Below are 22,275 nucleotides of genomic sequence, written 5' to 3'. Positions count from 1 at the left end.
CTGGGCAACCCCAGCCGAACGCCTGGACCACCTCATCGCCGCCTAACGATTGCACTCACCCCTTGACCCCAAGCCGCGGCGGGTGACGATAACTTCATGATCAACGGGGTCTGGCGCGGGTTAGGGGTGGTTGAGGAGGGTTCCTAGGTTTGCCGACTCTAGGTCGTCGCGGATTACTGCGGCGTCGCCTTCGATGACCAGGGTCAGCGACTCCGGGTGTAGGTGGGTGGCCGCCGCCTCGGAGACCTGGCCGACATCGGCCTTGAGCAGTTCCTCGCGCAGTTGGGCGTGGTAGTCGTCCGGCAGGTCGTGCACCACGAGCGTGGTCAGCGCGGACGCGATCGCCCGAGGGCTCTGCAACTCGACCGAGAGCTGACCTGCCCGCCAGGACCGGGCCACCGCCAGCTCCTCCTCGGTCACGCCGCCGGTCTGCGTACGAGTGATCTCGCCCACCGCCTCGACCAGGGCCGGCGCGGTGACGGCGGTCTGCACGCCTGAGCTGACCGCGAACCGGCCGAACCGGCGCGACGAGGCGAACTCGCCCCGGATGCCGTAGGTGTAGCCGCGCACCTCGCGGATCAGGTGGTTGAGCCGGGACGTGAACGCCCCGCCGAGCACCGTTCCGGCGAGCGTCATCGGCACGTGGTCGGGGTGCGCCCGGTGCGGCGACGGGTGGCCCAGCCGCAGCGTGGACTGCACCGAGCCGGGGCGATCCACCAGGATGATCCGGCGCTCGGCGCGCAGCGGCACCTCGATCGGGCCGCCCCGCTCGGCCGGACCGCCTCCGGTGCCGGCGAACGCCGCCCCGGCCAACGCGTCCAGGTCGATCCGGTCCAGGTCACCGGCGACGATCAGGGTGCCGGGCCGCAGGAACCACTCGGAGTGGAAGACCGTGATGTCCTCGACGTCCAGGGCGGCCACCGAGTCCGGGTCGCCGTACATCGGTCGTCCCCACCTGTTGTCGGCGCCGAACAGGTCGGCGCGCAGAGCGGCGTCGGCGCGCGGGCCGGGGTTGGCCCAGTCCATCCGCAGCGCGGTGGCCTCGTCGTCGCGGACGCGCCGGACGTCGGCCGGGTCCAGCCGGGGCGTCCGGACGGCCTCGGCGAGGAGCTGCACCGCGGCGGTCAGCCGGTCCACCGGGACCTGCACGCTGATCTGGAACGAGTCCCAGTCCAGCCCGGTCACCAGCTCGGTGCCGAGCGCCTCGATGGCAAGCGCGTACGCCGTGGCGTCCCGCTGCGCGGTGCCCTCCTCCAGGGCCTTGGCGAGCACCCCGCCCAGCCCTTCCTTGCCGGTCAGCTCCCGGCCGGCGCCGGCGTCGAGCAGCAGCAACGCGACGGCGAGGTTCTGCCCGGGCAGGTGCGCGGCCACCACCTGGCCACCGCCGGCCGCGCGGCGGACCACCGGCGGGAACCGGTACGGGCGAGCGGCACCCGGGCCGGGACGGTCGGCGATCAGCGTCATGCGGTCTCCTCGGGCAGGTAGGTCAGGGTCACCCGGTCGGCGGCGCCGAGCACCTCGGCGGCCGTCTCGGCGATCTGCTCGGCGGTCACCGCGAGCCAGGCGGGCAGCCGGTCGGCGGCGCGGGCGGGGTCGCCGAACTGCGTGGCGTACCGCCCGAGCGTGTCCGCGCGGCCGTCCACCGTCGACATCTGCCGCCACCACGCCGTGCTCAGCAGCGCCTTCGCCCGGTCCAGCTCGGCGGCGGTGACCGGCACGGTGGCCAACTCGTCGACGACCTCGGCCAGCCCTTCGGCCAACCGCTCGGCGCTCACGCCGGGGCGGGCGGTGGCGGTGGCGATCAGCGGCGCCGGGGCATGCGCCAGGTCCACCCCGTACGCCCCGACCAGGTCGGGTTGGGCGATCCGCTCACCGTCGGCGAGCCGCTGGTACAGCCGACTGCCCCGGCCGCTGCCGAGCACTGTGGCGAGCACTGTGAGCACGTCGTACCCCGGGCTGCCGAACGGGTGGCCACGGTGCGCGACGTAGACGCGCGGCGCCGGCACGTCGGCGGTCACCGTCTCCACGGCGGGCTGGCCGGTCGCCGCGACGGTACGCCCGTCCGGGGCGGCCGGGATGTCGTCGCGGGCGGGCAGCGCGCCGAAGTACTTGTCGGCAAGCGCGAACACGTCGGTGGCCCGGGCGTCGCCGACGACTGTGAGCACCGCGTTGTTCGGCACGTAGTACGTCTGGTGGAACGCCTGGAAGGTGGCGAGGTCGGCGGCGTTCAGGTCGGCCATCGAGCCGATTGTCGAGTGGTGGTACGGATGCCCCGGCGGGTAGAGCAGCGGCAGCAGTCGCAGCCATGCGTCGCCGTACGGGACGTTCTCGTAGCGCTGCCGGCGCTCGTTCTTCACCACGTCGCGCTGGTTGTCGAGCGTCTCCTGGGTCAGCGCCGGGACCAGCCCGCCCATCCGGTCGGCCTCCAGCCAGAGCGCCAACTCCAGGTGCTCGGCCGGGACCGTCTCGAAGTAGTTCGTCCGGTCCGGGTTGGTGGTGGCGTTGAGCGAGCCGCCGGAGCCCTGGATCAGCTTCATGTGCTCGGTCTTCGCCACGTTCACCGAACCCTCGAACATCAGGTGTTCGAAGAGGTGGGCGAAACCGGTCTGCCCGGCCGGCTCGTGCCGGGATCCGACGTCGTACCAGAGATTGACGGCCACCGCGGGGGCGGTGCGGTCCTCGCTCACCACCACGCGCAGGCCGTTGTCCAGTCGGGACGTCTCGATGGGCCAGGGGTAACCACTGTCGGGCATGGCACGACGCTATCCGATCTCGCGGGCGGAAAGGTGACGTGCGGCCGGTCGGCGAGCCGACCTCGCCGGCGGGGCATCGAGTCCGCCCGTCGGGGTACCGCGCAGGAATGACCCCACCGACCCCCGCCCCGCCCGCGCGCCGGCGCAGTGCCGGACCGGCCGCCCGCGCCGTCGCAAGCGCCTCGGCCGCGCTCGGCCGGCTGCGCCGCGGCCGGCTGCTGCATCCGGCCGGTCGCTCGTTCAGCGCCGAGGTCACGATGTGGGGTACGCCCGGACCGCCCACCGGGGTCGCCCTCCTGGACGACCCCGGCCGGTACGCGGCCACTGTCCGGCTCTCCAGGGGGACGCCCACGCCTGATGGCTGGCCGGACGTGCTGGGCCTGGCGGTGCGCGTGCACCTCGACGCCGGCCGCCCGTTCGACCTGCTGGTCAGCTCCAGCGGCGCCGCGCCGGTGCTGCGGAACCTGCCGCTGCCCCGGCGCGACTTCACCGGGACGTACAGCACGATCATGGGTTATCGCACGGCCCGGCGCCGTCTGTGGTTGGCCGCGCTGGCGGACCCGGAAGCTGTCGACCTCGGCCGCGGTCTGGCCGCCCTCGCGGCCGCGGCCCGGACGGACGCGCCGCGCCTGGTGCTCGCGGTCGCGTCCGCCGTGGGGCCGTGGCACCCGGTCGGGCAGGTGACCATCGGTGCTCAGCTCGCTGCCCGGGAGGACGCCGCGCTCGCGTTCGACCCGGTGCGCAACCTGCCACCCGGCCTGCGGGCGGCCGGCCCGCTCGCCTGGCTGCGCGAGCAGACCTACCGGGGGTCACGCCGGGCCCGCGGCGCGGCGACTCAGTCCGGGGGTTCGACGGCGGCCACCGTCTGATCCGAGGTACGCCGCTCCAGCACCGTGTCCGGGGCGGCGTTCTGGTCCTCCTCGCGGATGTCCGACTCGGCGAGGATGGCCTCCGCCTGTGCCTGCGGGTCGTCGCTGCCCGCCGCCACCTCCTCGGGAAGGAGGTGGTGCGCGCGGGACTCCACCCGCTCCTGATCGCTCTGCTCGTCAGTCATGGCACAGCTGTTACCCCCGGCCCGCCCTCGGCACGCGATGTTCACTCCGCATCTTGGGACGATGGGGCGGGCACCCCCACCCGGTCGGGTACGCTGGTTCCCGTGACGCGGACGTATCCATGGTTTAGGCAGCCGGCTCGCAGGCCGGTGACTTCACCATGAACTGACGTCACCACAAACCGAGCCGGCTGGGCAGGAGCTGTCGTTCCTGCCCTTTTGCGTACGAGCAGCCGGCTCGTCCCGGGCACCGGCCCCGGGCACGGTCGGCGGAAGGATGCCCACCGTGACGACCCCGGAGACCGATCGGGTAAGCGATCAGCGGATCGACCGTGTCGTGCCGCTGACCACACCCGCCCTCCTGCACCACGAGTTACCCCTGGACGCACCGCTCGCCGCGGCCGTGTTGAACGGCCGGCGCGCGGTGGGCCGCGTGCTGGACCGCGAGGACGACCGCCTGCTGGTGGTGGTCGGTCCGTGCTCGGTGCACGACCCGGCCGCCGCCCTCGAGTACGCCGAGCGTCTGCGCACCGCCGCCGACCGGCTCGCCGACGACCTGCTGATCGTCATGCGGGTCTACTTCGAGAAGCCCCGGTCCACAGTCGGGTGGAAGGGCCTGATCAACGACCCCGGGCTGGACGGCAGCGGCGACGTCAACACCGGCCTGCGCCGGGCCCGGGCGCTGCTGCTCGACGTCCTGCGCCTCGGACTGCCGGTGGGTTGCGAATTCCTCGACCCGATCACCCCGCAGTACATCGCGGACACGGTGGGCTGGGGCGCGATCGGCGCCCGCACCGTGGAGAGCCAGGTGCACAGGCAGCTCGCCTCCGGCCTGTCCATGCCGATCGGCATGAAGAACCGCCCCGACGGCAGCATCGGCACCGCCGTGGACGCCATCCGCGCCGCCGGCGTGCCGCACGTCTTCCCCGGCATCGACTTCTCCGGCACCCCGGCGATCATGCACACCCGCGGCAACACCGACGGGCACCTGGTGCTGCGCGGCGGTGGCGGTCGGCCCAACTACGACGCGGAGTCGGTGGCCGGCGCGCTCGACCTGCTCCGGGCGGCCGGGCTGCCGGAGCGGCTGGTGATCGACGCCAGCCACGCCAACAGCGGCAAGGACCACCGCAACCAGCCGCTTGTCGCCGCGGACGTGGCCGCGCAGATGGCCGCCGGCCAGCGCGGCATCACAGGCGTGATGCTGGAGTCGTTCCTGCTGCCCGGCCGGCAGGACCTCGACCCGACCCGCGAGCTGGTATACGGCCGTTCGGTCACCGACGCCTGCCTCGGCTGGGACGACACCGCAGAGGTGCTCGACCACCTGGCCACCGCCGTACGGGCCCGCCGGGCCACCCTTCCCACCCCGGCGTGAAGGTGTGACGGCCGGCACTGCGGTGCGCGGAACACGGAACGGTGGAGCCTGGTTAACTGAGGTGTCGGTGTGCTCAGTGTCCCCGGGCCTCACCTAAATAGCCCTCGCGGAATACCGTTCGGCTGGAGCCGCGTCGCGCCACTCGCCGAGAGGCGACCTACACACCGACACCAGCGCCGCCCCCGGCCCACAAGGCTCGGGGGCGGCGCTGTCTGTACGGGGCCACCGGCGCGACGTTTGACCGATTCCGACCCGGGTAGCTGATCGACGTGACCGACGACGCATCAGTGGCCGACGAGCCGGACACCGAAGCCCTCGACGACCTGCTCGACGACATCTTCCGAGGTCAGGAGCGGGTCACCCAGGCGGAGATCTATCGCCGGGCGGTGGCCGCCGAACTTCCCCCGGAACTGCTCGCGCGCATCGACGCGCTGCCCGAGGGCGAGTACGCGGTGGACGAGGCCAGCGACCTGCTGGGCGGCACCGTCGCGTGAGCCGGACCAGCGGAACCAGCGGAACCAGCGACCCCGAAGGGACATCCACCATGACGCACCACGAGGACCGTGACGAGAAGGTCCCGGCGCTGGGTCAACCGCCGAAGGGCAGGGACACCACGCCCGAGCCGGACTTCGCCAACGAGCACGACCGCACTGCGGTGGACCGGGACATCATCACCGGCGAGGACGAGGACGAACGGGAGCCGGAGTCGCCGCACGGCTGGTCCGGTATGCAGCGTTGACGCGTACGACGGCGGGGGCCGGCGAATCCGCCGGCCCCCGCTCCGCTGCGCTCGTCGTGTCGGTTCAGTCGTCGTCGTGTCCGCCCTCAGCGGCCTGCTGCGCGGTGGCGTACGCCATCTGGAGGAAGTCGGACGCGGCCACCGCCGTCAGCGCGGTGGCCACCAGGCGCGTGAGGCGGGGGGCGAGAACGAGGCCCCCGGTCAGCCCCGTGGCCACCCACACCGCCAGGCAGAACGGGCAGCTCAGCAACTCGCCGATGGCGTGCCGGGTGGGGCTGCCCGAGTCGCGGACCTGCTCCATCACCTCACCGCTGCCGATCGGCCGGTCGTAGCGGGTGAACGGCGCCCGCAGTGGGCTGGTGACCGCGTCCTTGGACAGCAGCCGGCTCAGCTTGTGCGTGGCGATGGAGAGCAACACGACGTCGGCGGGGGCGGGACGCTCGGGCACCGGGCGGCCGGTCACCTTGACCAGGCCGGCGAGCACCCCGGCCACCCCCGCGTAGGTGCCCATCGCCGCCACGTAGCCGCCGAGCGGCCGGTGTTCGTGCGGCGCGTACGCCCGGCGCAGCCGTGCCGCCTTCTGTCGCAGGCCAGTGTCGGTCACCGTTCTCCTCACGTGTCGTCGTGGCGCGTAGGTAGCCCGCGGTGGGGTCTCAGCCGGCCTGGAGGTTGTCGGCGACCTCGCGGGCGAGATTGGTGAGCGCCTCGTCGGCCAACTGGTCCGGGTCGGCGCCGGAGCCGTCGGACAGGTCGAGCTGGATCCGTGCCCCACCGGAGTCGGCCGGATCCACGCGGATCTCGGCGGCCCAGTCGGCGTCGCCCCAGCGGGCGCGCAGTTCCTCGCCGCTGATCTCTGCCGGAGGGCTCCCGTCGCCGCGCAGCGGCGCCGGGAGCCAGGCCGAGGCCCGAGCCGGGTCGGTGGCCGTGTTGAAGACCACCTCGGGTGGCGCGGACATGCCGCGCACCACTCGCGCCGGCATCAGGCGTCCCGCAGGCGGCTCGGGTCGACCTCCCGGCCCGGGTGCCGGGCCAGGTACTCGGTCTCCAGTTCCGCCGTGCGTCGCAGGTGGTTGGCGAGCGCGGAGTCCGCCGCGTGCCGGAGGGTGTCCAGCCGGGTGCGGTGCAGGCTGTGCATCTCGCGGATCAGATCCTCGTCGGTCAGCTCCGTCGGGTCGACGCCCAGCGTGTCGCCGTCGAGGTCGGCGCCTCCGGGGTCGGCGAGGTGGTCGCCGCCCCACTCGGGCACCCGCTGCTCCGGGCTCATCTCCGTGCTGCCGCTGGACGGAAAGCCGTCCTCGCGTACCGATCCGGTCATCATCGCCCCCCTGGTCTCGTTTGGGCTGGCGTCTAGACGGATGCCCACACCGGGTGACGCCAAACCCTCCCGCCGCGAGGCAGCTACGACACCGTGTCGGAGAGCGCCGCCGTTCCCGGTACCCTCGACGCCATGAGGTGGCTCTGGACCCCGGCGTGGATCGCACGTCATGTGGCCATGGTCGTGCTGGTCGTGGGCTTCCTCGGGCTGGGCTGGTGGCAGATCAGCCGGGCCGCGGCCGGCAACAGCCTCAGCTGGGGGTACGCGGTCGAGTGGCCGATCTTCGCCGGCTTCGTGGTGTACGTCTGGTGGCGTGAGGTGCGGCTGGCCCGCCGCAACGCGGAGGCCGCCGCCGAGCCACCGGCGGACCCGGCCGACGCACCTGCCGTCGAGCCGGCGCCGGCCGCGACCATCGGCGCCCGACCGGCGGTACGCCGACCGGTGCGGGTGGCCCGGGTGCCGGTCGACGGGGCACCCGGCGACGACGCCGACCTGGCCGCCTACAACGACTACCTGTCATGGTTGAACGCCAATCCGGGCGCCAAGCCCGGTGACTATCCCGGCTGAGCCGGGGCTCGGAAGGACGGACGACTGTGGGCGCAGCCCTTACCCGGTACCGCGTGATCGCCTGGATCGTGGGCGTGGTGCTGATCCTGCTGGTCGTTGTCGGCATGCCGCTGAAGTACGCGTTCGACAACCCGGTCGTGGTGGAGACGGTCGGCCCGGCGCACGGCTTCCTCTACATGATCTACCTGGTGGCCGCGTTCGACCTGAGTCGCCGGGCCGACTGGCCGCTGAAGCGGATGCTCCTGGTGATGCTTGCCGGCACCGTGCCGTTCGTCTCGTTCTACGCGGAGCGTCGCGTCACCGCCTGGCTGGACCGGCCCGTGACCCGTACGCCGGAGCCGGTCGCCAGCTGACGGCCCACGGTGGGTCAGCGGCTGGGCCGCCACGGGTCGGCCGAGGCGAGCGGGTCGACCCAGCCGCCGTACCGGTTGACCTCCCGGGCGCGCAGCAGCGCCCGGGTGACCTGACCGAACTGCCGCTCGTCGTCGGCGCTGAACAGGAGCACCTCCGCGCCCCGGTGCCATCCCCACAGCTCGTACGGCGGTGGACGCCAGCGGTCGCCGACCAGGGCGAGCGCCGCCGGCAGCAGGAACACCGCCCCGAGGATGAGGTACGCCTCGGCGGTCAACCGTTGCAGGCCGCCGCCGAAGCCGAGGAGCAGGCCGACCGCGCCGATCATGGATGCGGTGACCACTACCGCCCGGACGGCGATCCGGTCGTGCGGACCTCGGGTGGTGCGCAGGTGGGTCAGGTCGACGATGCGGTAGCTGGTGCGGCCGACGGTGAACCGGTCGACGGTGACGATGATGCCGGGTCGCGCGTACAGCAGCGTGGACCTGGCTCCGGGCACCGTTCGTTGCGGTCGCGTCCTTGCGCCTTCACGATTCACGGTTCCTCCCGTGGGGGCGGGGTGCCGGGGGTGGGTCCCGTGGGGGCATCGCTGCCCGGGGGCGGGATTCCCGGCTGCGGCTCCATTGTTCTGGGGGACCGCCACTCCACCTGGGCATTTACGGTTCCGGCCCGCTCACGCGTCTGGGGGACATGGCCGCGAAACAGCATCCATTTCGGTTTTTATCGGATATTGCCGGTGACCATCCGGCGGCATCCGCCCGGAACGACGAAAGTCGGATATCGGTCAACGGATGCGAAACCGCGCTTCCGCACGCGTCAGCAGCCCCGCTGGAGTCACCGGGAGCAGCGGCACTTCTCGCCGCTTCGTCAACATTCGCCCCTGCTTCAACTGCGCCACACAACCGTCCCGGGTTAGGTTGGGCGGGCCGGTCCGGCCCAGCGCCATCCACCCGGGTGGCCCCGGCCGGTGTCGCCGAGGGCGTCAGCAGTCCCGTCGGCGGCCGTGGGAGAGGAGCCCTTCGCTCTTGTCATCCCTGAGAACCCTGCTGCGCACCGCGATGCTGGCCGGCCTGTCGGCAGCGCTGATCGCCCCGACGGCGGTGGCACACGCCGAGCCGTCCCCCGCCGACCTGACCCGCCGGATCGAGACGTCCTCCGCCGAGTTGGAACGGATCGTGGAGTCGTACAACAAGCTCGCCGAGGACATCAAGGTCAACAAGACCGCGGTGGCCCGATTACAGGCCCGCATCGGCCCCCTGGAACAGCAGGCCGAGCAGAGCCGGGCCGATGTCGCGGCATTCGCCAACACCGCGTACAAGAGCGGTGGCCTGCATACCGCGGACGCGCTGTTACGTCCCGGCGGCTCGGTGGCTCTGCTCGACCGGCTCGGCGCCCTCGACCAGCTGACCCGCCAACGCCAGGAGCGCATCTCCGGCTTCACGGACAACCAGCGGCGGCTGCTCGACGAGAAGGTGCGCCTGGACGCCACGCTGGCCCGGCAGGCCGCGCAGGCCCGCGAGCTGGCTGCCGGCAAGAAGCGCATCGAGAGTGACCTGGCCAAGCTGTACGAGCTGCGCCGGCAGGCGTACGGCGCCGCCACCGAGAAACCCGCGCCCAAGGCGGCGGAGGCCGAGGCCAGGAACGTGCCCGCCGTGGCCGGGGACGCCGGCATCGCGGTGCGCTACGCCTTCGGCGCGATCGGCAAGCCGTACGTCTGGGCCGCTGACGGGCCCAACGGCTACGACTGTTCCGGGCTGACGCTCGCGGCCTGGCGGGCGGCCGGCAGATCACTGCCGCACAGCGCACGGATGCAGTGGGGCGCGGTCGCCCACATCGGCCGGGGTGACCTGCGCCCGGGTGACCTGATCTTCTACAGCGGGCTCGGGCACGTCGCTCTCTACGTCGGCGGCGGCCAGGTGATCGACGCGCCGAGCGCCGGTCGCAACGTGCTCAAACGTGGCATGAACATGATGTCCATCCACGGCTACGGCCGGGTCAGCTGACCCGACCCGATACGGCGAACGGCCGGCGTCCCCCTATCGGACGCCGGCCGTTCGCCGTCATTACTACCAGGTCAGGCTGCCTGCAGCCCCTCCGCCCGGGCCAACTCCCGGAGCCGGCCGAGGGCCTGGATCTCCAGCTGCCGGATCCGCTCGCGGGACAGCGAGAAGCGGGACGCGACCTCGGTCAGCGAGTGCTCTCGGCCGTCCTCGAGCCCGTAGCGGGCCCGCATGATGCCGGCGGACCGGTCGTCGAGGTGGTTGAGCAGTCCCTCGATGCGCTGCCGCTCCAGGCCGCTGAGAACGATGTCCTCCGGCGACGGAGCGTCGCTGTCGGCGACCAGGTCGCCGAGGTTGGTGTCGCCGTCGTCGCCCACCGGGGTGTCCAGCGAGACGGTGTCCTGCGACCAGCGGCGCAACTCGTTGACCCGCTCGACGGTGACGCCGAGCGACGCGGCGATCTGCTCCGGCTCCGGGTCGCTGCCCAGCTCACGGGTGAGCTGCCGGATCACGTTGCGCATCCGGTTGACGTCCTCCACCAGGTGCACCGGCAGACGGACGGTGCGCTCCTGCTGGGCGATCGCCCGGCTGATGGCCTGGCGGATCCACCAGGTGGCGTAGGTGGAGAACTTGTAGCCACGCTCGTAGTCGAACTTCTCCACGGCCCGGACGAGGCCGGTGTTGCCCTCCTGGATCAGGTCCAGCATGGGCATGCCCGAGCGCACGTAACGACGCGCGATCGACACGACCAGTCGCAGGTTGGCGCGGATGAAGAGGTCCTTCGCGCGCTCACCCTCGACGATCAGCCGCTCCAGGTCGGCCCGGTCGACACCGTCGGGAACGGCGTCCTCGCCGAGCAGGTGCTCGGCGTAGAGGCCGGCCTCGATCGCCTTGGAGAGGTCAACCTCCTTGGCGGCGTCCAGCAGTGGCGTCCGGGAGATCTCGTGCAGGTAGACGCCGACCAGGTCGCGCTCCTCGGCAACCTCGTCGGTTCGCATGCCGATGTTCTTGTCCACGTTGCCCACGGTCCCCTCGCTCGCGCCGGTTGCCCGGTTCCTTGCCATTCCCCACGTCCGGTCAGCCCCTGGTAACTTCTGCTGTGCCCACCGTCGCTGACACCTACACAACAGATGAGACGTGTCGGGGATTCCATGTCGTGAGTCGAAAGTGTCACGAATGCCTGAGTAGTAGCTGAGAGCACGGTCCATGTTTGCTGTCAGCACCCGTCGGGTGGCGCGCCGCTGGGCACCTCGAACGGGTTGGCGGGTCGACGAATCGCCGATCGCCCGCACCATGGCAACACCGCCCGCCGCGCTCACGCAGCGACCCGGGTCACCACCGCGCTGCGATCCTGGTCACTGTCAGATACGCAGCGGTGGACCGGTCGGTTCATCCACGGGGGTGTGATTACCCCCCGCCCCGGTGAACAATCCGGAGCCCCGTTCGCTTCCCGAGCGGCGCCAGCTAGGAGGCGAGCAGGGCGAGAGCCCCGCGAACCTGGTCGGCGGAGCGCGCCAGGGCCGCTCGGGCGGCGGCCACCTCGGCTCCGGAGACCAGCGAGACCAACGCCGTCTTCAGGTCGCCGTCGGCCTCGCCGAGGGCCCGCCGGGAGACCTCCTCGGAGCAGCCGGTCGCCTCGATGAGGATCGAGATCATTCGTCCCCGGAGCTTCGCGTTGGTGGCCACCATATCGATCATGAGGTTCGAGTAGACCCGGCCCAGGCGCACCATGACGGCTGTCGAGAACGTGTTCAGCACCAGTTTCTGCGCGGTGCCCGCCTTCATCCGGGTCGACCCGGTGACCACCTCGGGTCCGGTGTCCACCCCGATGAACACGTCGACCGACCGGGCGGCCTCCGCCTCCGGATTGGCGCACAGCAGCACCGTCGAGGCGCCTGCGGCGCGGGACGCGGCGAGCGCCCCGAGGACGTACGGTGTGCGTCCGCTGGCCGCCAGACCGACCACCAGATCGCCGGCTCGCACACATCCGCCGGCCTCGGCCGCCCCGTTCCGGTCGTCGTCCTCGGCGTCCTCCACGGCCCGCCACATGGCGTCCGGGCCGCCGGCCAGGTGGGCGCAGAACCAGTGCCGCGGCGAGTTGAAGGTGGGAGCCAACTCGGCCGCGTCGAGCACGCCCAGCCGGCCGGAGGTGCCGGCCCCGAAGTAGTGCACCCGGTGGCCACCGCGCAGCGCCGCGACTGCCAGATCGACTGTGGTGGCGATCTCGTCGAGCACCGCGGCGACCGCCGCGGGCACTCGCCGATCGGCCTCGTTGATCACGGTGAGCACGTCCCGCGTCGACATCAGATCGAGGTCGACGCTGAGGGGGTTACGTCGTTCGGTGGGCGCGCCCACCCGGACCGTCGGGCGGGCGAGCGGTGCTGACATGTCCTCGTCCGGCTCCACCGAACCGGGCGTCATGCCCGCCTCCGACTGGCACCCACCCGGTGCGACTGGACCGCCTCGGCGGTCGCCTCGAGGGCCTTGCGGGCCCGGGACCGGTTGCGGGCGGCCACCCCGACGAAGAGGCAGTCGACGACGGTGAGCTGAGCGAGCCGGCTGGCCGTCGCTCCGGAGCGGTAGGTGGTCTCGCGTGCCGCGGTCGTCAGCACGAAGTCGGCGACCTCGGTGATCGGCGAGCGCGGGAAGTTGGTGAGCGCCACTGTGGCCGCGCCCCGCGTCCGGGCCTGCTCCAGCACCTCGATGACGTCGGAGGTGGTGCCGGTGTGGGAGATGCCGATCGCGACGTCACCGCGGCCGAGCAGGGCGGCCGAGGTCAACGCGGTGTGCACGTCGGGGAAGTAGAAGGCGATCCGGCCGATGCGGTGCAGCTTCTGCTGGAAGTCGGAGGCGACGAACCCGCTGGCGCCGGCGCCGTAGATGTCGATCCGGCCGGCGCCCGCGATCGCCTCGACCACCTGCTCGCAGATGGCCGGGTCGAGCTGCTCGGCGGTCTCCTCGACGGCTCGGGCGTCGTTGAACGCGATGGTGGCGATGATCTGGGCGAGGTCGGCGCCGGGTGGGATGTCACCTCCGACGACCCGGGCGTCCGGCGGCTCGATGCGACGGGCGGCCTCGGCGGCCAGCCGGATGCGCAGCTGTGGATAGCCGTCCATGCCCACCGATCGGCAGAACCGGATGACTGTCGCCTCCGACGTCTCCGCTGCGGTGGCGAGGTCTGTGATGGTCCGCCGGGCGGCGGCGGCCGGGTCGGACACGACCAGCCGGGCGACCCGCTGCTCGGCGGGCGACAGCGATGGCAACAGCCCGCTGATGTGGACGATCAGCCCACCAGGCTCGTGACTCGCAGAAATCTTCGGACTCTTCGCCACGGGTGAAACTTACTTTCACGAGGCGTGAGCGTCAACCATGACCGTATGTGGTGGGAATAGTGTCGACGACCCGGATCACGCGTTTCGCACAGCTTGCCACTCCCTGAGGATCGCCGCCTCATCCGCCGGGTCGAGTCCACCCTGCCGTACGGCGTCGGGCCGCGCTGTCATCCAGGACGCGGTCGCCCGAACGGTGTCGGGCAGCGGCCGGACCGTCAGACCCGCGTCCAGCGCCGGCCGGGCATCGCGGTCCATCAGACCGGCCCACTCCGGCAGGCGCACCCACAGCGGGAGCGCCCGCTCCCCCGACCACTCGCGCACGTCGTGGGCCGCCAGGAAGTCCTGATCGACCCAGGTGAGCTGCGGGTCGGCGACGCCCAGGCCGGCCGCCACACCGGTCAGCAGCTCGGCGCGGGACAGCGCCGGGCCGGTGCCGTCGTACGTGCCGGCGAGGCGGGCGCCTGCGGCGTGCAGCAACCAGCCGGCCAGGTCGGCGACGTCCACGAACTGCACCCGGTCGGTGGGCCGGCCGGGCGCGAGAACCTCGCCGCCGTTCGCCAGCCGTCGCAGCCAGTACGGAAAGCGGTCGCTCGGGTCCTCCGCGCCGACGATCAGCCCCGCGCGGCAGATGAACGACAGGTCCGCGCCCATCCGCTCGCGGACCAGCTGCTCGATGCTGACCTTGCACTCGCCGTACCAGCGGTGGTCCGGGCCGACCGGAGCGTCCACGTCCGGCGGAGCGGGCGGCAGCAGCGGCGCGTCAGCCGCTGTCTGACCCGGTGTGGTGTTGTCCGCGTACACCGAGATCGTGGACACGAACGACCAGTGACCAACATGGTCGGCCAGCGTGGCGAGCGCGTACCGGGCATGGCTGACCTGACGGGTCACGTCGACCACCGCGTCGAAGCCGTCGTCGGCGAGTGGCACCAGCGCCGCGGGCTCGTCGCGGTCGACAGGCACGAACCGCGCACCGGCCGGCACGACGCCGGACACGCCCCGGGCCGCGCAGGTCACCTCGTGGCCCTGCGCGACGGCCAGTCGGGCCAGCGCCCGGCCGAGAAACCGGGTGCCACCGAGAATCAGGATCCGCATCCGCCGATCCTGCGCCGCCGAACGCCGTTCACGCCAAGAACTCTGCTGTGGGCAGAGCGCCGGCCGGCAGATCGGCAGTCGCGACGGGCGCTAGCGTGTGGCGCATGGCAGAGCGCAGCGTGGTGGTGACCGGAGGCACTGGTGGCCTCGGCGGGGCGGTCGTCGCCTCGTTCGTCGACGCGGGCTGGCGGGTGGTCGTACCGCAGCGGGCAGCCCGGTCGGGGTCGGAGCCGGCGGCGGACGGGCTGGTCCGGGTCGTCGCGGACCTGACCGACCCGGCCGGCGCGGCGGCCGTCGTCGAGGCCGCCGTCGGCGACCCGGCGGCGCCGCTGCGGGCGGTGGTCAACCTCGTCGGCGGGTACGCGAGCGGCGGCCTGGTGCACGAGACTCCGGTCGAGGAGTTCGAGCGGATGCTCACCGTCAACCTGCGACCCACCTACCTGGTCACCCAGGCCGCGCTGCCGCACCTCGTGGCGGCCGGCGGTGGCGCGGTGGTGTGCGTCTCGGCCCGCGCTGCGGTCAGCCCGTTCGCCGGCGCGGCCGGCTACGTCACGGCCAAGGCGGCGGTGCTCGCCTTCGCCAACGCGGTAGCGGTGGAGTACCGCTCCCGCAACGTGCGCTGCAACACCGTGCTGCCCAGCGTCATCGACACCCCGGCGAACCGGGCCGCGCAGCCCGACGCCGACCACTCCCGCTGGGTGACGCCTGCCGAGATCGCGCCGGTGATCCGCTTCCTCGCCTCGACGGACTCCGCGCCGACCACCGGGGCCAGCGTTCCGGTCTACGGACGCGCCTGAACGAGCAGCGAGGCGACGCCGTCGCGCCCGACCCGCTCCTGCGTCGGCGCGGCGGGCGGTGCGGCCGGGGGCGCCGGCTGCGGTACGTCGGTGGGCACCGGCCCCTCCGACGATCGGGTGGGGTCGGGGCGGACGTCCTCCGGCAGCCAGGTCGCCAGGTGCGCCTGGATCTGCTCGGTCACCTCCTCGGCCGAGCGGCCCGCGTCGACGAGGACGAAGCTCGGATACTCGGGCAGGGTCCGGTAGGCGGTGTCCGCCGCGGTGAGCCAGCCCATCGACTCGTGGTCGGTGCCGCGCTCCTCGATGCGCTGGTACGCGACGGCCGGGTCGACGGCGAGCAGGAAGGTCACCTGCGGCGTCGGGAAGAGGCGGTAGCCGGCCCGGGCCAGCCGCTCCCAGCGGTGCCCGCCGTGCGCGCGGATGCTCACATACTGGCAGGCCGAGTAGCGGTCCATCACCGCCGTCCGACCGGTGAGCAGGCAGCTGAGCAGGGCCACGGCGATGGCCAGCCAGCGCAGCACGGACTCCACCGCCAGGACGCCGTCCCGCCCGACGAGCCGTTGCGCGTCCGGGAGGCCGAGCCGGTGCGCGATCCGGCCGAGCCAGCGCCGCCCGCTGGCGTTGCGGCGGTACGCCGCGGGACGCCCGGCGGCGGTAAGCGCGTCGGCCAGCCGGTGCGCCTGCGTGGTCTTGCCCGAGCCGTCGATGCCGATCAGGGCGACGGTGCGCAAACGGGCCCCGCCGCGTCGCATCCCCGATGATCTGGCCACCCTCGACAGGTTATCCGACCCATGCTTGCGCCCCACGACGTTTGTACCTCTTTGTCACCGTTGTCGCCTGACCGCGCCGGCGGCAGGTGTGGGCGACCGGAATGCCGGGTACGGGAGTTCGAATCCAACCGCCTGTCCACCAACACGACCGACGGGAGATCCAGATGGCTGAGCGCGGGGACGAGAGTCTGGTGCACACCCTGAAGAAGGTCGCCGCCGTGCTCAAGCAGTCCGAGATCCCGTTCGCCCTGGGCGGGAGCTTCGCCGTCTACGCCCACGGCGGCCACTCGAGCGACCACGACGTCGACTTCCTGATCCGCGAGGCCGACGTCGAGCGGTCCCTGGAGGCGCTCGTGGCCGCGGGTTTCCGCGCCGAGCGGCCACCGGAGGACTGGCTGGTCAAGGTCTTCGACGACGGGCGGATGGTGGATCTGATCCACCGGCCGATCGAGACGCCGGTGACCGAGGAGACGTTCGCCGACACCGTCGTGCGGCCGGTGGACGCCATCCACATGCCGGTCCTGTCCGCCACCCAGCTCATGGTTCACAAGCTGCTGAGCTTCTCCCAGCACTACTGCGACTTCGCCCGCGGCCTGCCGTTGGCCAGGTCGCTGCGGGAGCAGATCGACTGGGAACGGGTACGCAAGGAGACGCAGCACTCGCCGTACGCCGAGGCGTTCCTGGTGCTGCTGGACCGGCTGGAGGTGGTGCCGGAACCCGGCGCCCCGGCAGGAGAGGAGACACCGTGACGAACGATCAGGCCGGTGGCGTGGCGCCACCCGACGAGTACGTCGACGCGGAGATTCAACGGCTGCTCACCGAGGATCCGGCCGTCGCCGAACAGGGGATCACAGTCGTCCGGCGGGAAGGTGCCCTCGTGCTGTACGGCGAGGTGGAGAGCCCGCACCGGCGGGAGGAGATCCTGCGCCTGGTGTCGGAGCGCTTCCCGGACGTGGCGATCACCAGCGACATCGGTGTGATCCGCGCCCAGGCGCCCACGGAGATCGAGCAACTGCCCTGAGGGAGGTTTCATGGTGATCCGGATCGCCGCCGTGGGCGACGTACATCTGGACGAGGACGTGGTCGGCAGGTTCCGCCCGGCGCTGGAGGAGCTGCCGGAGTGCGCCGACGTGCTGCTGCTGGCCGGCGACCTGACCCGGCACGGCACCGAGGCCGAGGCGCGCTGCGTGGCGCAGGAGTTCGGCGGGTTGGCCGTGCCGGTGGTGACCGTGCTGGGCAACCACGACCACCAGTGTGACCAGGTGCCGCAGGTGGTCAAGGTGCTCGAGGACGCGGGCATCACCGTGCTGGAGGGCGACGGCGTGGTGCTGGACTGCGCGGGCGGCCGGCTCGGTATCGCAGGCGTCAAGGGCTTCGGCGGTGGGTTCGCCGGCCGGTGCGCGAGCGACTTCGGCGAGCCGGAGATGAAGGCGTTCGTCCGGACCACAAACGAGAGCGCGGATCGCCTCGGAGCGGCCCTGCGCTCGCTTGACTGCGACATGCTTGTCGCGCTCACCCACTACTCGCCGGTTCCGGACACGCTTGTCGGCGAGCCGCTGGAGATCTACCCGTTCCTGGGGTCGTACCAGCTCGGGCAGGCGATCGACTCGGCGCCCACGGCGCTGGCCGTGCACGGGCACGCGCACGCAGGCACCGAGCGCGGCACCACCCCGGGAGGGGTACGCGTCCGCAACGTGGCGCACCCGGTGATCAAGCAGGCGTACAGCGTCTTTCATGTCGGGGATCAACTCGACACCGACCAGGTTTCCCCGATCGGAGGGTCGGGTAGTCAGAGGTCATGGAGCTGATTCTCTGGATTCTCGCAGTCGTACTCGTGGTCGCCGGCATCCTCGCGCTGTTCCGCCGGCAGATCCTGTGGGGCATCGTCCTCATCGTCGTCGGGCTGTTGGTCGGCCCGGGTGGTGTCAGCATCTTCAATTGACGTTCGTACCCCTTAAACCAACACTTCTTCACAACACCGGGACCCGTCGGGGTCGCCGTGGCCGGAGCTTTCGTCCTCCCGACAGAAGCACCGGCCGCGGTGGCCCCGGCGCTTTTTTGTGGGTTTGACCGGACGACAAAGCGGCAATATCTCGACCATGGAGATATCTCGCGAGGCACGGCCCACGTCCGGCCGACGGTCGCGCTGGGCGCTCGCCGGCTTCGCGGCAGCGGTCTTCGTCGCGGCGGCGATCGGCGGGCTGGGCGTGCAGGGCACCACCGACGAGTACGCGAACCTGCGCCAGCCGGGCTGGGCTCCGCCGTCCTGGCTCTTCGGCCCGGTCTGGACGGTGCTCTACGCGCTGATCGCCGTCGCCGGCTGGCTGGTGTGGCGTCGGGTCGGCTTCTCCCCCGCGCTCTGGGCGTGGACGGCCCAACTCGTCCTCAACGCCATCTGGACGCCGCTGTTCTTCGGCGCGGGGCAGTACGGGCTGGCGTTCGCCGAGATCGTGGTGATGTGGCTGGCGATCGGCCTCACCGTCGTGCTCTTCGCCCGGGTGTCCCGGGTCGCCACAGCGCTGCTGCTGCCGTACTGGGCGTGGGTCACGTTCGCCGCCGCGCTCAACCTGTCGATCTGGCAACTGAACACCTGACCGACGCCGGTCCTCCGGCGGGAGGCAGCCCCGCCGCCGGAGGACCGTTCGGGCGTCAGCAGCGGGGCACGTTCGGGATGTAGCCGTCGTAACCGGTGTAGACGTACGCGTCGGCGATGTAGCGGCCGCTGCCGATGCGGTCCCAGATCGAGCTGGTGCCGTACGTGCCGGTGACCGTGGTGCCGCTGGTCTGGCAGGCGATGGTCACCCGGGTGCCGTCGGCGACGGTGCCCACCGAGGCGTACCCCGTGCCGGGGCCGGAGCGGACGGTAAGCGGCGTGCCACTGGTGTCGACAGTGGCGTTGCCGGAGCCCGAGCTGCAGTTGTTGTCGCTGGTGTAGGTCTTGGTGCCCCAGTACAGGCCGAGGGTGCCGTTGAACCTGACCTGGATGTCGTTGCCGTTGAGGCGCTGCTCGTAGTGCAGGTGGGGGCCTGTGGACCCGCCGGTGCTGCCCACCCAGCCGAGCACCTTGCCGTAGCCGACGGTCTGCCCCACCGAGACGTTGAAGCCGTTGAGGTGGGCGTAGTAGGTCGAGTACCCGCCACCGTGGTTGATCCGGACGTACTTGCCGTAACTGGTGCCGCCGAGGTCGGTGACCCGGTCGACGGTGCCGGGGGCGCTGGCCACCACCGGGTCGCCGACGTCGTCGGTGCGGTTGAAGTCGACCGCGTTCGCCGGGCTGTGGTCCGACCGGGTCTGCCCCGACCAGGACTGGCCGCATGGGAACGGCACCTTGAAGGTCGGCGCGGCCAGCGCCGGGCTCGCCGGCGCGAGGACTCCTCCGACGAGCAGGCCCGTCACCAGCAGGCTGATCCACCGCTTGCGCATCCAGCTCCTCCTATGTTCAAAACCTTCGATGAAGTGGCCCTAGCCTGACAGATATCGCCAATCTTCGAAAGAGTCCCGATCTTCACGCGGGAGCCCGCCCAGCCGCTGGACACAAGGTTTCGGGATTGTTACTCGCTCGTGTCTGACAGGGGGTGGACCAGACCGGATGCAAGCGCTTACATGTGTGCACGCCCAATCGGACCGGCGAGGGTCGTCAGCGAGACCACGCCGGCTAGGAAGGAGGACGGCATGGCGGTCTTTACCAGACCACGCCAGGCCTTCGTGATCGCCGGTGTGCTCGGGCTGGCGCTCAGCGCCACCGCTTGCGGTACCGGTGACGACAAGAAGAGCGACAAGGCGGGCTCCGCGGAGTGCGCCCCATACGAGAAGTACCAGGGCAACGACGGCAAGAAGGTCTCCATCTACGCGTCCATCCGTGACGCCGAGGCCGACCTGCTCGAGCGGTCGTGGTCGCAGTTCACCGAGTGCACCGGCATCAAGATCGCGTACGAGGGCAGCGGCGAGTTCGAGGCCCAGCTCCCCGTCCGGGTCGACGGCGGCAACGCTCCCGACATCGCCTTCGTGCCCCAGCCGGGCCTCGTGAAGCGGTTCGCGGACGCCGGCAAGCTGAAGCAGCTCGGCGCCGACACCAAGACCATGGCCGAGCAGAACATGCCTGCCGACTGGCTGAAGTACGGCACCGTCAACGGGACGCTCTACGGCGTGCCGCTCGGCGCGAACGTCAAGTCCTTCGTCTGGTACTCGCCGAAGACGTTCAAGGAGAAGGGCTGGGAGGTCCCGACCACCTGGGAGCAGCTCATCACCCTGAGCGACAAGATCGCCGCCAGCGGCATGAAGCCGTGGTGCGCGGGCGTCGAGTCCGGTGACGCCACCGGCTGGCCGGCCACCGACTGGATCGAGGACGTGCTGCTGCGGACGGCGGGCCCCGAGGTCTACGACCAGTGGACCACCCACGCCATCCCGTTCAACGACCCGCGGGTCGTCGACGCGGTGGACCGCGCCGGCACGATCCTCAAGAACGAGAAGTACATGAACGGCGGCTTCGGCGGCGTCAAGAGCATCACCACCACCGCCTTCCAGGAGGCGGGCCTGCCGGTGACCACCGGCAAGTGCGCGATGCACCGCCAGGCGTCGTTCTACGCCAACCAGTTCCCCGAGGGCACCAAGGTTGCCGAGGACGGCGACGCGTTCGCCTTCTACTTCCCGGCCATCGACGCCGCCAAGGGCAAGCCGGTGCTGGGCGCGGGCGAGTTCGTCGTCGCGTACGCCGACCGTCCCGAGGTGCAGGCGGTGCAGACCTACCTGGCCTCCGCCGAGTACGTCAACAGCCGCGCGAAGCTCGGCAACTGGGTCACGGCGAACAACAAGCTGGACATCGCCAATGTCGCCAGCCCGATCGACAAGCTCTCCGTCCAGATCCTCCAGGACAAGACCAGCGTCTTCCGCTTCGACGGATCCGACCTGATGCCGGCCGCCGTCGGCACGGGGACGTTCTGGAAGGGCATGGTCGAGTGGCTGAACGGTAAGCAGACCGCCCCGGTGCTCCAGGGCATCGAGAGCAGCTGGCCCAAGTGATCTCGACGGTGGCCCGGCTCGCTGTCGCGGGCCGGGCCACCGTTCGAACTGGACCCGGAAGGGAGGGTTGATGGAGTTCGATTTCGCCGAGGAGCAGCCGAAGCTCCTCATGCTGATGTACGGGCTGATCGCCTTCGTGGTGGTGGTGGGCGGTCTGCTCCTGCTGCTCGACGTCGTGCCGGCCTGGTTCGCCCGGCGACGGGAGGCGCAGCTCGTCGCCGCCTCGGCGAGTGGAGCTCCTCTCCCCCGCCGGTACAAGCCGCGGGAGGGGATCTTCGCGATCTTCTTCCTGCTGCCCACGCTGTTGCTGCTCACCATCGGCCTGGTCGTGCCGGCCATCCGCACCGTGCTGCTCTCCCTGATGAACAGGACCAGCGACGAATGGGTGGGGTTGGACAACTTCGGCTGGATGTTCTCGGACGACGCGATCGTCCGGGTCCTGATCAACACCCTGGTCTGGGTGCTCCTGGTCCCACTGGTGGCGACCGGATTCGGCCTGATCTACGCCGTACTGGTGGACAAGGCCCGGTTCGAGGCCGTGGCCAAGTCACTGATCTTCCTGCCGATGGCCATCTCCTTCGTCGGCGCCAGCATCATCTGGAAGTTCGTCTACGCCTACCGAGGTGAGGGCGACCAGATCGGTCTGCTCAACCAGATCGTGGTCAGCCTGGGCGGTGAGCCCAAGCAGTGGCTGCTCGAATCGCCACTGAACACGCTGCTGCTGATCGTCATCATGGTCTGGATCCAGGCCGGCTTCGCCATGGTGGTGCTCTCCGCCGCGATCAAGGCGATCCCCGGCGACATCGTCGAAGCCGCCCGGCTTGACGGGGTCAGCCCATGGCAGATGTTCTGGCAGATCACCATGCCGAGCATCAGGCCGGCGCTGATCGTCGTGATGGTGACCCTCACGATCGCCACGCTCAAGGTCTTCGACATCGTCCGGACCACCACCAACGGCAACTACGACACCAGCGTGATCGCCAACGAGATGTACAACCAGGCGTTCCGGTACAGCGAGAACGGGCGGGGTTCCGCGCTTGCGGTCTTCCTCTTCATCCTGGTCATCCCGGTCGTGATCTACCAGATCCGTAACCTCCGTCAACAGCGGGAGGGCTGA

28 protein-coding genes are annotated in these 22,275 nt (G+C 71.2%); 15 read left to right on the top strand and 13 right to left on the bottom strand.

The window, feature by feature from the left end; genetic code table 11:
- Nucleotides 1–120 precede the first annotated feature (120 nt).
- Nucleotides 121–1,464, bottom strand: a complete 1,344-nt coding sequence (locus ACLQ26_RS32505; RefSeq protein WP_425748177.1) for a M16 family metallopeptidase — start codon at nt 1,462–1,464, stop codon at nt 121–123.
- Nucleotides 1,461–2,753 (bottom strand): M16 family metallopeptidase, encoded by a 1,293-nt coding sequence (locus ACLQ26_RS32500; RefSeq protein WP_425748176.1) that lies wholly within the window; start codon nt 2,751–2,753, stop codon nt 1,461–1,463. The genes ACLQ26_RS32505 and ACLQ26_RS32500 overlap by 4 nt, the downstream gene beginning before the upstream one ends.
- Before the next feature lie 107 nt (nt 2,754–2,860).
- On the opposite strand from ACLQ26_RS32500, the gene ACLQ26_RS32495 reads away from it, so the two are divergent.
- The gene (locus ACLQ26_RS32495) at nt 2,861–3,622 is read left to right on the top strand and encodes a phosphodiesterase (RefSeq protein WP_425748175.1); all 762 of its coding nucleotides are present in this window, start codon (nt 2,861–2,863) and stop codon (nt 3,620–3,622) included.
- On the opposite strand, the gene ACLQ26_RS32490 is transcribed toward ACLQ26_RS32495, so the two are convergent.
- Nucleotides 3,589–3,807, bottom strand: a complete 219-nt coding sequence (locus tag ACLQ26_RS32490; protein ID WP_007464321.1) for a hypothetical protein — start codon at nt 3,805–3,807, stop codon at nt 3,589–3,591. The two genes, ACLQ26_RS32495 and ACLQ26_RS32490, sit on opposite strands and share 34 nt — an antisense overlap.
- A 274-nt stretch (nt 3,808–4,081) precedes the next feature.
- On the opposite strand from ACLQ26_RS32490, the gene ACLQ26_RS32485 reads away from it, so the two are divergent.
- The 3 genes from ACLQ26_RS32485 (at nt 4,082) to ACLQ26_RS32475 (ending at nt 5,915) form a co-directional block, all read left to right on the top strand.
- Complete coding sequence (locus tag ACLQ26_RS32485; RefSeq protein ID WP_425748174.1) at nt 4,082–5,176, top strand: 3-deoxy-7-phosphoheptulonate synthase; 1,095 nt, start codon at nt 4,082–4,084, stop codon at nt 5,174–5,176.
- Between the two features lie 260 nt (nt 5,177–5,436).
- A complete protein-coding gene (locus ACLQ26_RS32480; protein WP_425748183.1) occupies nt 5,437–5,670 on the top strand; it encodes a hypothetical protein in 234 nt (77 codons plus the stop codon).
- Between the two features lie 50 nt (nt 5,671–5,720).
- Nucleotides 5,721–5,915: a hypothetical protein gene (locus ACLQ26_RS32475; RefSeq protein WP_363679722.1), complete on the top strand. Its 195-nt coding sequence runs from the start codon at nt 5,721–5,723 to the stop codon at nt 5,913–5,915.
- A 64-nt stretch (nt 5,916–5,979) separates the two neighbouring features.
- Here ACLQ26_RS32475 and ACLQ26_RS32470 read toward each other — a convergent pair whose 3' ends face one another.
- The 3 genes from ACLQ26_RS32470 to ACLQ26_RS32460 are packed head-to-tail and all read right to left on the bottom strand — an operon-like array spanning nt 5,980 to nt 7,233.
- Entirely contained in the window at nt 5,980–6,519 is a 540-nt protein-coding gene (locus ACLQ26_RS32470) for a DUF1360 domain-containing protein (protein ID WP_425748173.1), read from the bottom strand.
- A 49-nt stretch (nt 6,520–6,568) separates the two neighbouring features.
- Nucleotides 6,569–6,895 carry a hypothetical protein gene (locus tag ACLQ26_RS32465; protein WP_425748172.1) on the bottom strand — a complete coding sequence of 109 codons (327 nt, stop codon included), beginning with the start codon at nt 6,893–6,895 and terminating at the stop codon, nt 6,569–6,571.
- Nucleotides 6,895–7,233 carry a DUF6158 family protein gene (locus tag ACLQ26_RS32460; protein ID WP_363679728.1) on the bottom strand — a complete coding sequence of 113 codons (339 nt, stop codon included), beginning with the start codon at nt 7,231–7,233 and terminating at the stop codon, nt 6,895–6,897. The genes ACLQ26_RS32465 and ACLQ26_RS32460 overlap by 1 nt, the downstream gene beginning before the upstream one ends.
- Nucleotides 7,234–7,362: 129 nt before the next feature.
- Between ACLQ26_RS32460 and ACLQ26_RS32455 the strand changes: the two genes are divergently transcribed.
- Nucleotides 7,363–7,797, top strand: coding sequence for a hypothetical protein (locus ACLQ26_RS32455; protein ID WP_425748171.1), 435 nt, complete (start codon nt 7,363–7,365; stop codon nt 7,795–7,797).
- Between the two features lie 26 nt (nt 7,798–7,823).
- Nucleotides 7,824–8,150 carry a DUF3817 domain-containing protein gene (locus ACLQ26_RS32450; RefSeq protein WP_007464337.1) on the top strand — a complete coding sequence of 109 codons (327 nt, stop codon included), beginning with the start codon at nt 7,824–7,826 and terminating at the stop codon, nt 8,148–8,150.
- Nucleotides 8,151–8,164: 14 nt separating this feature from the next.
- Here the strand turns inward: ACLQ26_RS32450 and ACLQ26_RS32445 are convergent, their stop codons facing one another.
- Nucleotides 8,165–8,647 carry a DUF6232 family protein gene (locus ACLQ26_RS32445; RefSeq protein WP_425748170.1) on the bottom strand — a complete coding sequence of 161 codons (483 nt, stop codon included), beginning with the start codon at nt 8,645–8,647 and terminating at the stop codon, nt 8,165–8,167.
- A 526-nt stretch (nt 8,648–9,173) separates the two neighbouring features.
- Between ACLQ26_RS32445 and ACLQ26_RS32440 the strand changes: the two genes are divergently transcribed.
- Nucleotides 9,174–10,151, top strand: a complete 978-nt coding sequence (locus ACLQ26_RS32440) for an NlpC/P60 family protein (RefSeq protein WP_425748169.1) — start codon at nt 9,174–9,176, stop codon at nt 10,149–10,151.
- 71 nt (nt 10,152–10,222) lie between these two features.
- Here the strand turns inward: ACLQ26_RS32440 and ACLQ26_RS32435 are convergent, their stop codons facing one another.
- From ACLQ26_RS32435 to ACLQ26_RS32420, 4 genes are all read right to left on the bottom strand, one after another.
- Nucleotides 10,223–11,212, bottom strand: a complete 990-nt coding sequence (locus ACLQ26_RS32435) for a sigma-70 family RNA polymerase sigma factor (RefSeq protein ID WP_363679734.1) — start codon at nt 11,210–11,212, stop codon at nt 10,223–10,225.
- Nucleotides 11,213–11,612: 400 nt separating this feature from the next.
- Nucleotides 11,613–12,569, bottom strand: a complete 957-nt coding sequence (locus tag ACLQ26_RS32430; RefSeq protein ID WP_363679736.1) for an N-acetylmuramic acid 6-phosphate etherase — start codon at nt 12,567–12,569, stop codon at nt 11,613–11,615.
- Nucleotides 12,566–13,480, bottom strand: coding sequence for a MurR/RpiR family transcriptional regulator (locus ACLQ26_RS32425; RefSeq protein WP_425748168.1), 915 nt, complete (start codon nt 13,478–13,480; stop codon nt 12,566–12,568). Before ACLQ26_RS32425 ends, ACLQ26_RS32430 begins: the two co-directional genes overlap by 4 nt.
- 75 nt (nt 13,481–13,555) lie before the next feature.
- Nucleotides 13,556–14,572, bottom strand: a complete 1,017-nt coding sequence (locus ACLQ26_RS32420; RefSeq protein ID WP_425748167.1) for an NAD-dependent epimerase/dehydratase family protein — start codon at nt 14,570–14,572, stop codon at nt 13,556–13,558.
- Between the two features lie 104 nt (nt 14,573–14,676).
- Between ACLQ26_RS32420 and ACLQ26_RS32415 the strand changes: the two genes are divergently transcribed.
- Nucleotides 14,677–15,369, top strand: coding sequence for an SDR family NAD(P)-dependent oxidoreductase (locus tag ACLQ26_RS32415; protein WP_425748166.1), 693 nt, complete (start codon nt 14,677–14,679; stop codon nt 15,367–15,369).
- On the opposite strand, the gene ACLQ26_RS32410 is transcribed toward ACLQ26_RS32415, so the two are convergent.
- Nucleotides 15,354–16,121: a dTMP kinase gene (locus tag ACLQ26_RS32410; RefSeq protein ID WP_425748182.1), complete on the bottom strand. Its 768-nt coding sequence runs from the start codon at nt 16,119–16,121 to the stop codon at nt 15,354–15,356. The genes ACLQ26_RS32415 and ACLQ26_RS32410 overlap by 16 nt on opposite strands.
- 119 nt (nt 16,122–16,240) lie before the next feature.
- On the opposite strand from ACLQ26_RS32410, the gene ACLQ26_RS32405 reads away from it, so the two are divergent.
- The 5 genes from ACLQ26_RS32405 to ACLQ26_RS32385 all read left to right on the top strand — a co-directional run bounded on the left by ACLQ26_RS32405 (nt 16,241) and on the right by ACLQ26_RS32385 (nt 18,733).
- Nucleotides 16,241–16,888, top strand: coding sequence for a nucleotidyltransferase family protein (locus ACLQ26_RS32405; protein WP_363679745.1), 648 nt, complete (start codon nt 16,241–16,243; stop codon nt 16,886–16,888).
- A complete protein-coding gene (locus ACLQ26_RS32400; RefSeq protein ID WP_425748165.1) occupies nt 16,885–17,160 on the top strand; it encodes a hypothetical protein in 276 nt (91 codons plus the stop codon). The genes ACLQ26_RS32405 and ACLQ26_RS32400 overlap by 4 nt, the downstream gene beginning before the upstream one ends.
- Before the next feature lie 10 nt (nt 17,161–17,170).
- Nucleotides 17,171–17,947, top strand: a complete 777-nt coding sequence (locus tag ACLQ26_RS32395) for a metallophosphoesterase family protein (protein ID WP_007464361.1) — start codon at nt 17,171–17,173, stop codon at nt 17,945–17,947.
- On the top strand, nt 17,938–18,081 hold the full coding sequence (locus ACLQ26_RS32390; RefSeq protein ID WP_007464364.1) for a GPGG-motif small membrane protein: 144 nt from the start codon (nt 17,938–17,940) through the stop codon (nt 18,079–18,081). The genes ACLQ26_RS32395 and ACLQ26_RS32390 overlap by 10 nt, the downstream gene beginning before the upstream one ends.
- Before the next feature lie 157 nt (nt 18,082–18,238).
- On the top strand, nt 18,239–18,733 hold the full coding sequence (locus ACLQ26_RS32385; protein ID WP_425748164.1) for a TspO/MBR family protein: 495 nt from the start codon (nt 18,239–18,241) through the stop codon (nt 18,731–18,733).
- A 55-nt stretch (nt 18,734–18,788) separates the two neighbouring features.
- Here ACLQ26_RS32385 and ACLQ26_RS32380 read toward each other — a convergent pair whose 3' ends face one another.
- The gene (locus ACLQ26_RS32380) at nt 18,789–19,562 is read right to left on the bottom strand and encodes a peptidoglycan DD-metalloendopeptidase family protein (protein ID WP_425748163.1); all 774 of its coding nucleotides are present in this window, start codon (nt 19,560–19,562) and stop codon (nt 18,789–18,791) included.
- A 249-nt stretch (nt 19,563–19,811) separates the two neighbouring features.
- Here ACLQ26_RS32380 and ACLQ26_RS32375 point away from each other — a divergent pair, with 249 nt between their 5' ends.
- Nucleotides 19,812–21,158, top strand: a complete 1,347-nt coding sequence (locus ACLQ26_RS32375) for an ABC transporter substrate-binding protein (protein WP_425748162.1) — start codon at nt 19,812–19,814, stop codon at nt 21,156–21,158.
- A gap of 70 nt (nt 21,159–21,228) precedes the next feature.
- Nucleotides 21,229–22,275, top strand: coding sequence for a carbohydrate ABC transporter permease (locus ACLQ26_RS32370; protein WP_425748161.1), 1,047 nt, complete (start codon nt 21,229–21,231; stop codon nt 22,273–22,275).

It is taken from the genome of Micromonospora sp. DT43 (assembly GCF_049841645.1).
GTDB lineage: Bacteria > Actinomycetota > Actinomycetes > Mycobacteriales > Micromonosporaceae > Micromonospora.
The sequence above is the reverse complement of the archived record's forward strand: the minus strand, read 5'-3'. Positions and strand labels throughout refer to the sequence as shown.

Bases quoted from the DNA above. Each gene is read 5' to 3' on its own strand.
- ACLQ26_RS32385 (WP_425748164.1), top strand. From the start codon at position 18,239: ATGGAGATATCTCGCGAGGCACGGCCCACGTCCGGCCGACGGTCGCGC.
- ACLQ26_RS32420 (WP_425748167.1), bottom strand. From the start codon at position 14,572: ATGCGGATCCTGATTCTCGGTGGCACCCGGTTTCTCGGCCGGGCGCTG.
- ACLQ26_RS32500 (WP_425748176.1), bottom strand. From the start codon at position 2,753: ATGCCCGACAGTGGTTACCCCTGGCCCATCGAGACGTCCCGACTGGAC.
- ACLQ26_RS32455 (WP_425748171.1), top strand. From the start codon at position 7,363: ATGAGGTGGCTCTGGACCCCGGCGTGGATCGCACGTCATGTGGCCATG.
- ACLQ26_RS32405 (WP_363679745.1), top strand. From the start codon at position 16,241: ATGCCGGGTACGGGAGTTCGAATCCAACCGCCTGTCCACCAACACGAC.
- ACLQ26_RS32435 (WP_363679734.1), bottom strand. From the start codon at position 11,212: ATGGCAAGGAACCGGGCAACCGGCGCGAGCGAGGGGACCGTGGGCAAC.
- ACLQ26_RS32395 (WP_007464361.1), top strand. From the start codon at position 17,171: ATGGTGATCCGGATCGCCGCCGTGGGCGACGTACATCTGGACGAGGAC.
- ACLQ26_RS32380 (WP_425748163.1), bottom strand. From the start codon at position 19,562: ATGCGCAAGCGGTGGATCAGCCTGCTGGTGACGGGCCTGCTCGTCGGA.
- ACLQ26_RS32475 (WP_363679722.1), top strand. From the start codon at position 5,721: ATGACGCACCACGAGGACCGTGACGAGAAGGTCCCGGCGCTGGGTCAA.
- ACLQ26_RS32490 (WP_007464321.1), bottom strand. From the start codon at position 3,807: ATGACTGACGAGCAGAGCGATCAGGAGCGGGTGGAGTCCCGCGCGCAC.
- ACLQ26_RS32390 (WP_007464364.1), top strand. From the start codon at position 17,938: ATGGAGCTGATTCTCTGGATTCTCGCAGTCGTACTCGTGGTCGCCGGC.
- ACLQ26_RS32465 (WP_425748172.1), bottom strand. From the start codon at position 6,895: ATGCCGGCGCGAGTGGTGCGCGGCATGTCCGCGCCACCCGAGGTGGTC.
- ACLQ26_RS32505 (WP_425748177.1), bottom strand. From the start codon at position 1,464: ATGACGCTGATCGCCGACCGTCCCGGCCCGGGTGCCGCTCGCCCGTAC.
- ACLQ26_RS32485 (WP_425748174.1), top strand. From the start codon at position 4,082: ATGCCCACCGTGACGACCCCGGAGACCGATCGGGTAAGCGATCAGCGG.
- ACLQ26_RS32495 (WP_425748175.1), top strand. From the start codon at position 2,861: ATGACCCCACCGACCCCCGCCCCGCCCGCGCGCCGGCGCAGTGCCGGA.
- ACLQ26_RS32370 (WP_425748161.1), top strand. From the start codon at position 21,229: ATGGAGTTCGATTTCGCCGAGGAGCAGCCGAAGCTCCTCATGCTGATG.
- ACLQ26_RS32375 (WP_425748162.1), top strand. From the start codon at position 19,812: ATGGCGGTCTTTACCAGACCACGCCAGGCCTTCGTGATCGCCGGTGTG.
- ACLQ26_RS32430 (WP_363679736.1), bottom strand. From the start codon at position 12,569: ATGACGCCCGGTTCGGTGGAGCCGGACGAGGACATGTCAGCACCGCTC.
- ACLQ26_RS32415 (WP_425748166.1), top strand. From the start codon at position 14,677: ATGGCAGAGCGCAGCGTGGTGGTGACCGGAGGCACTGGTGGCCTCGGC.
- ACLQ26_RS32460 (WP_363679728.1), bottom strand. From the start codon at position 7,233: ATGATGACCGGATCGGTACGCGAGGACGGCTTTCCGTCCAGCGGCAGC.
- ACLQ26_RS32410 (WP_425748182.1), bottom strand. From the start codon at position 16,121: ATGCGACGCGGCGGGGCCCGTTTGCGCACCGTCGCCCTGATCGGCATC.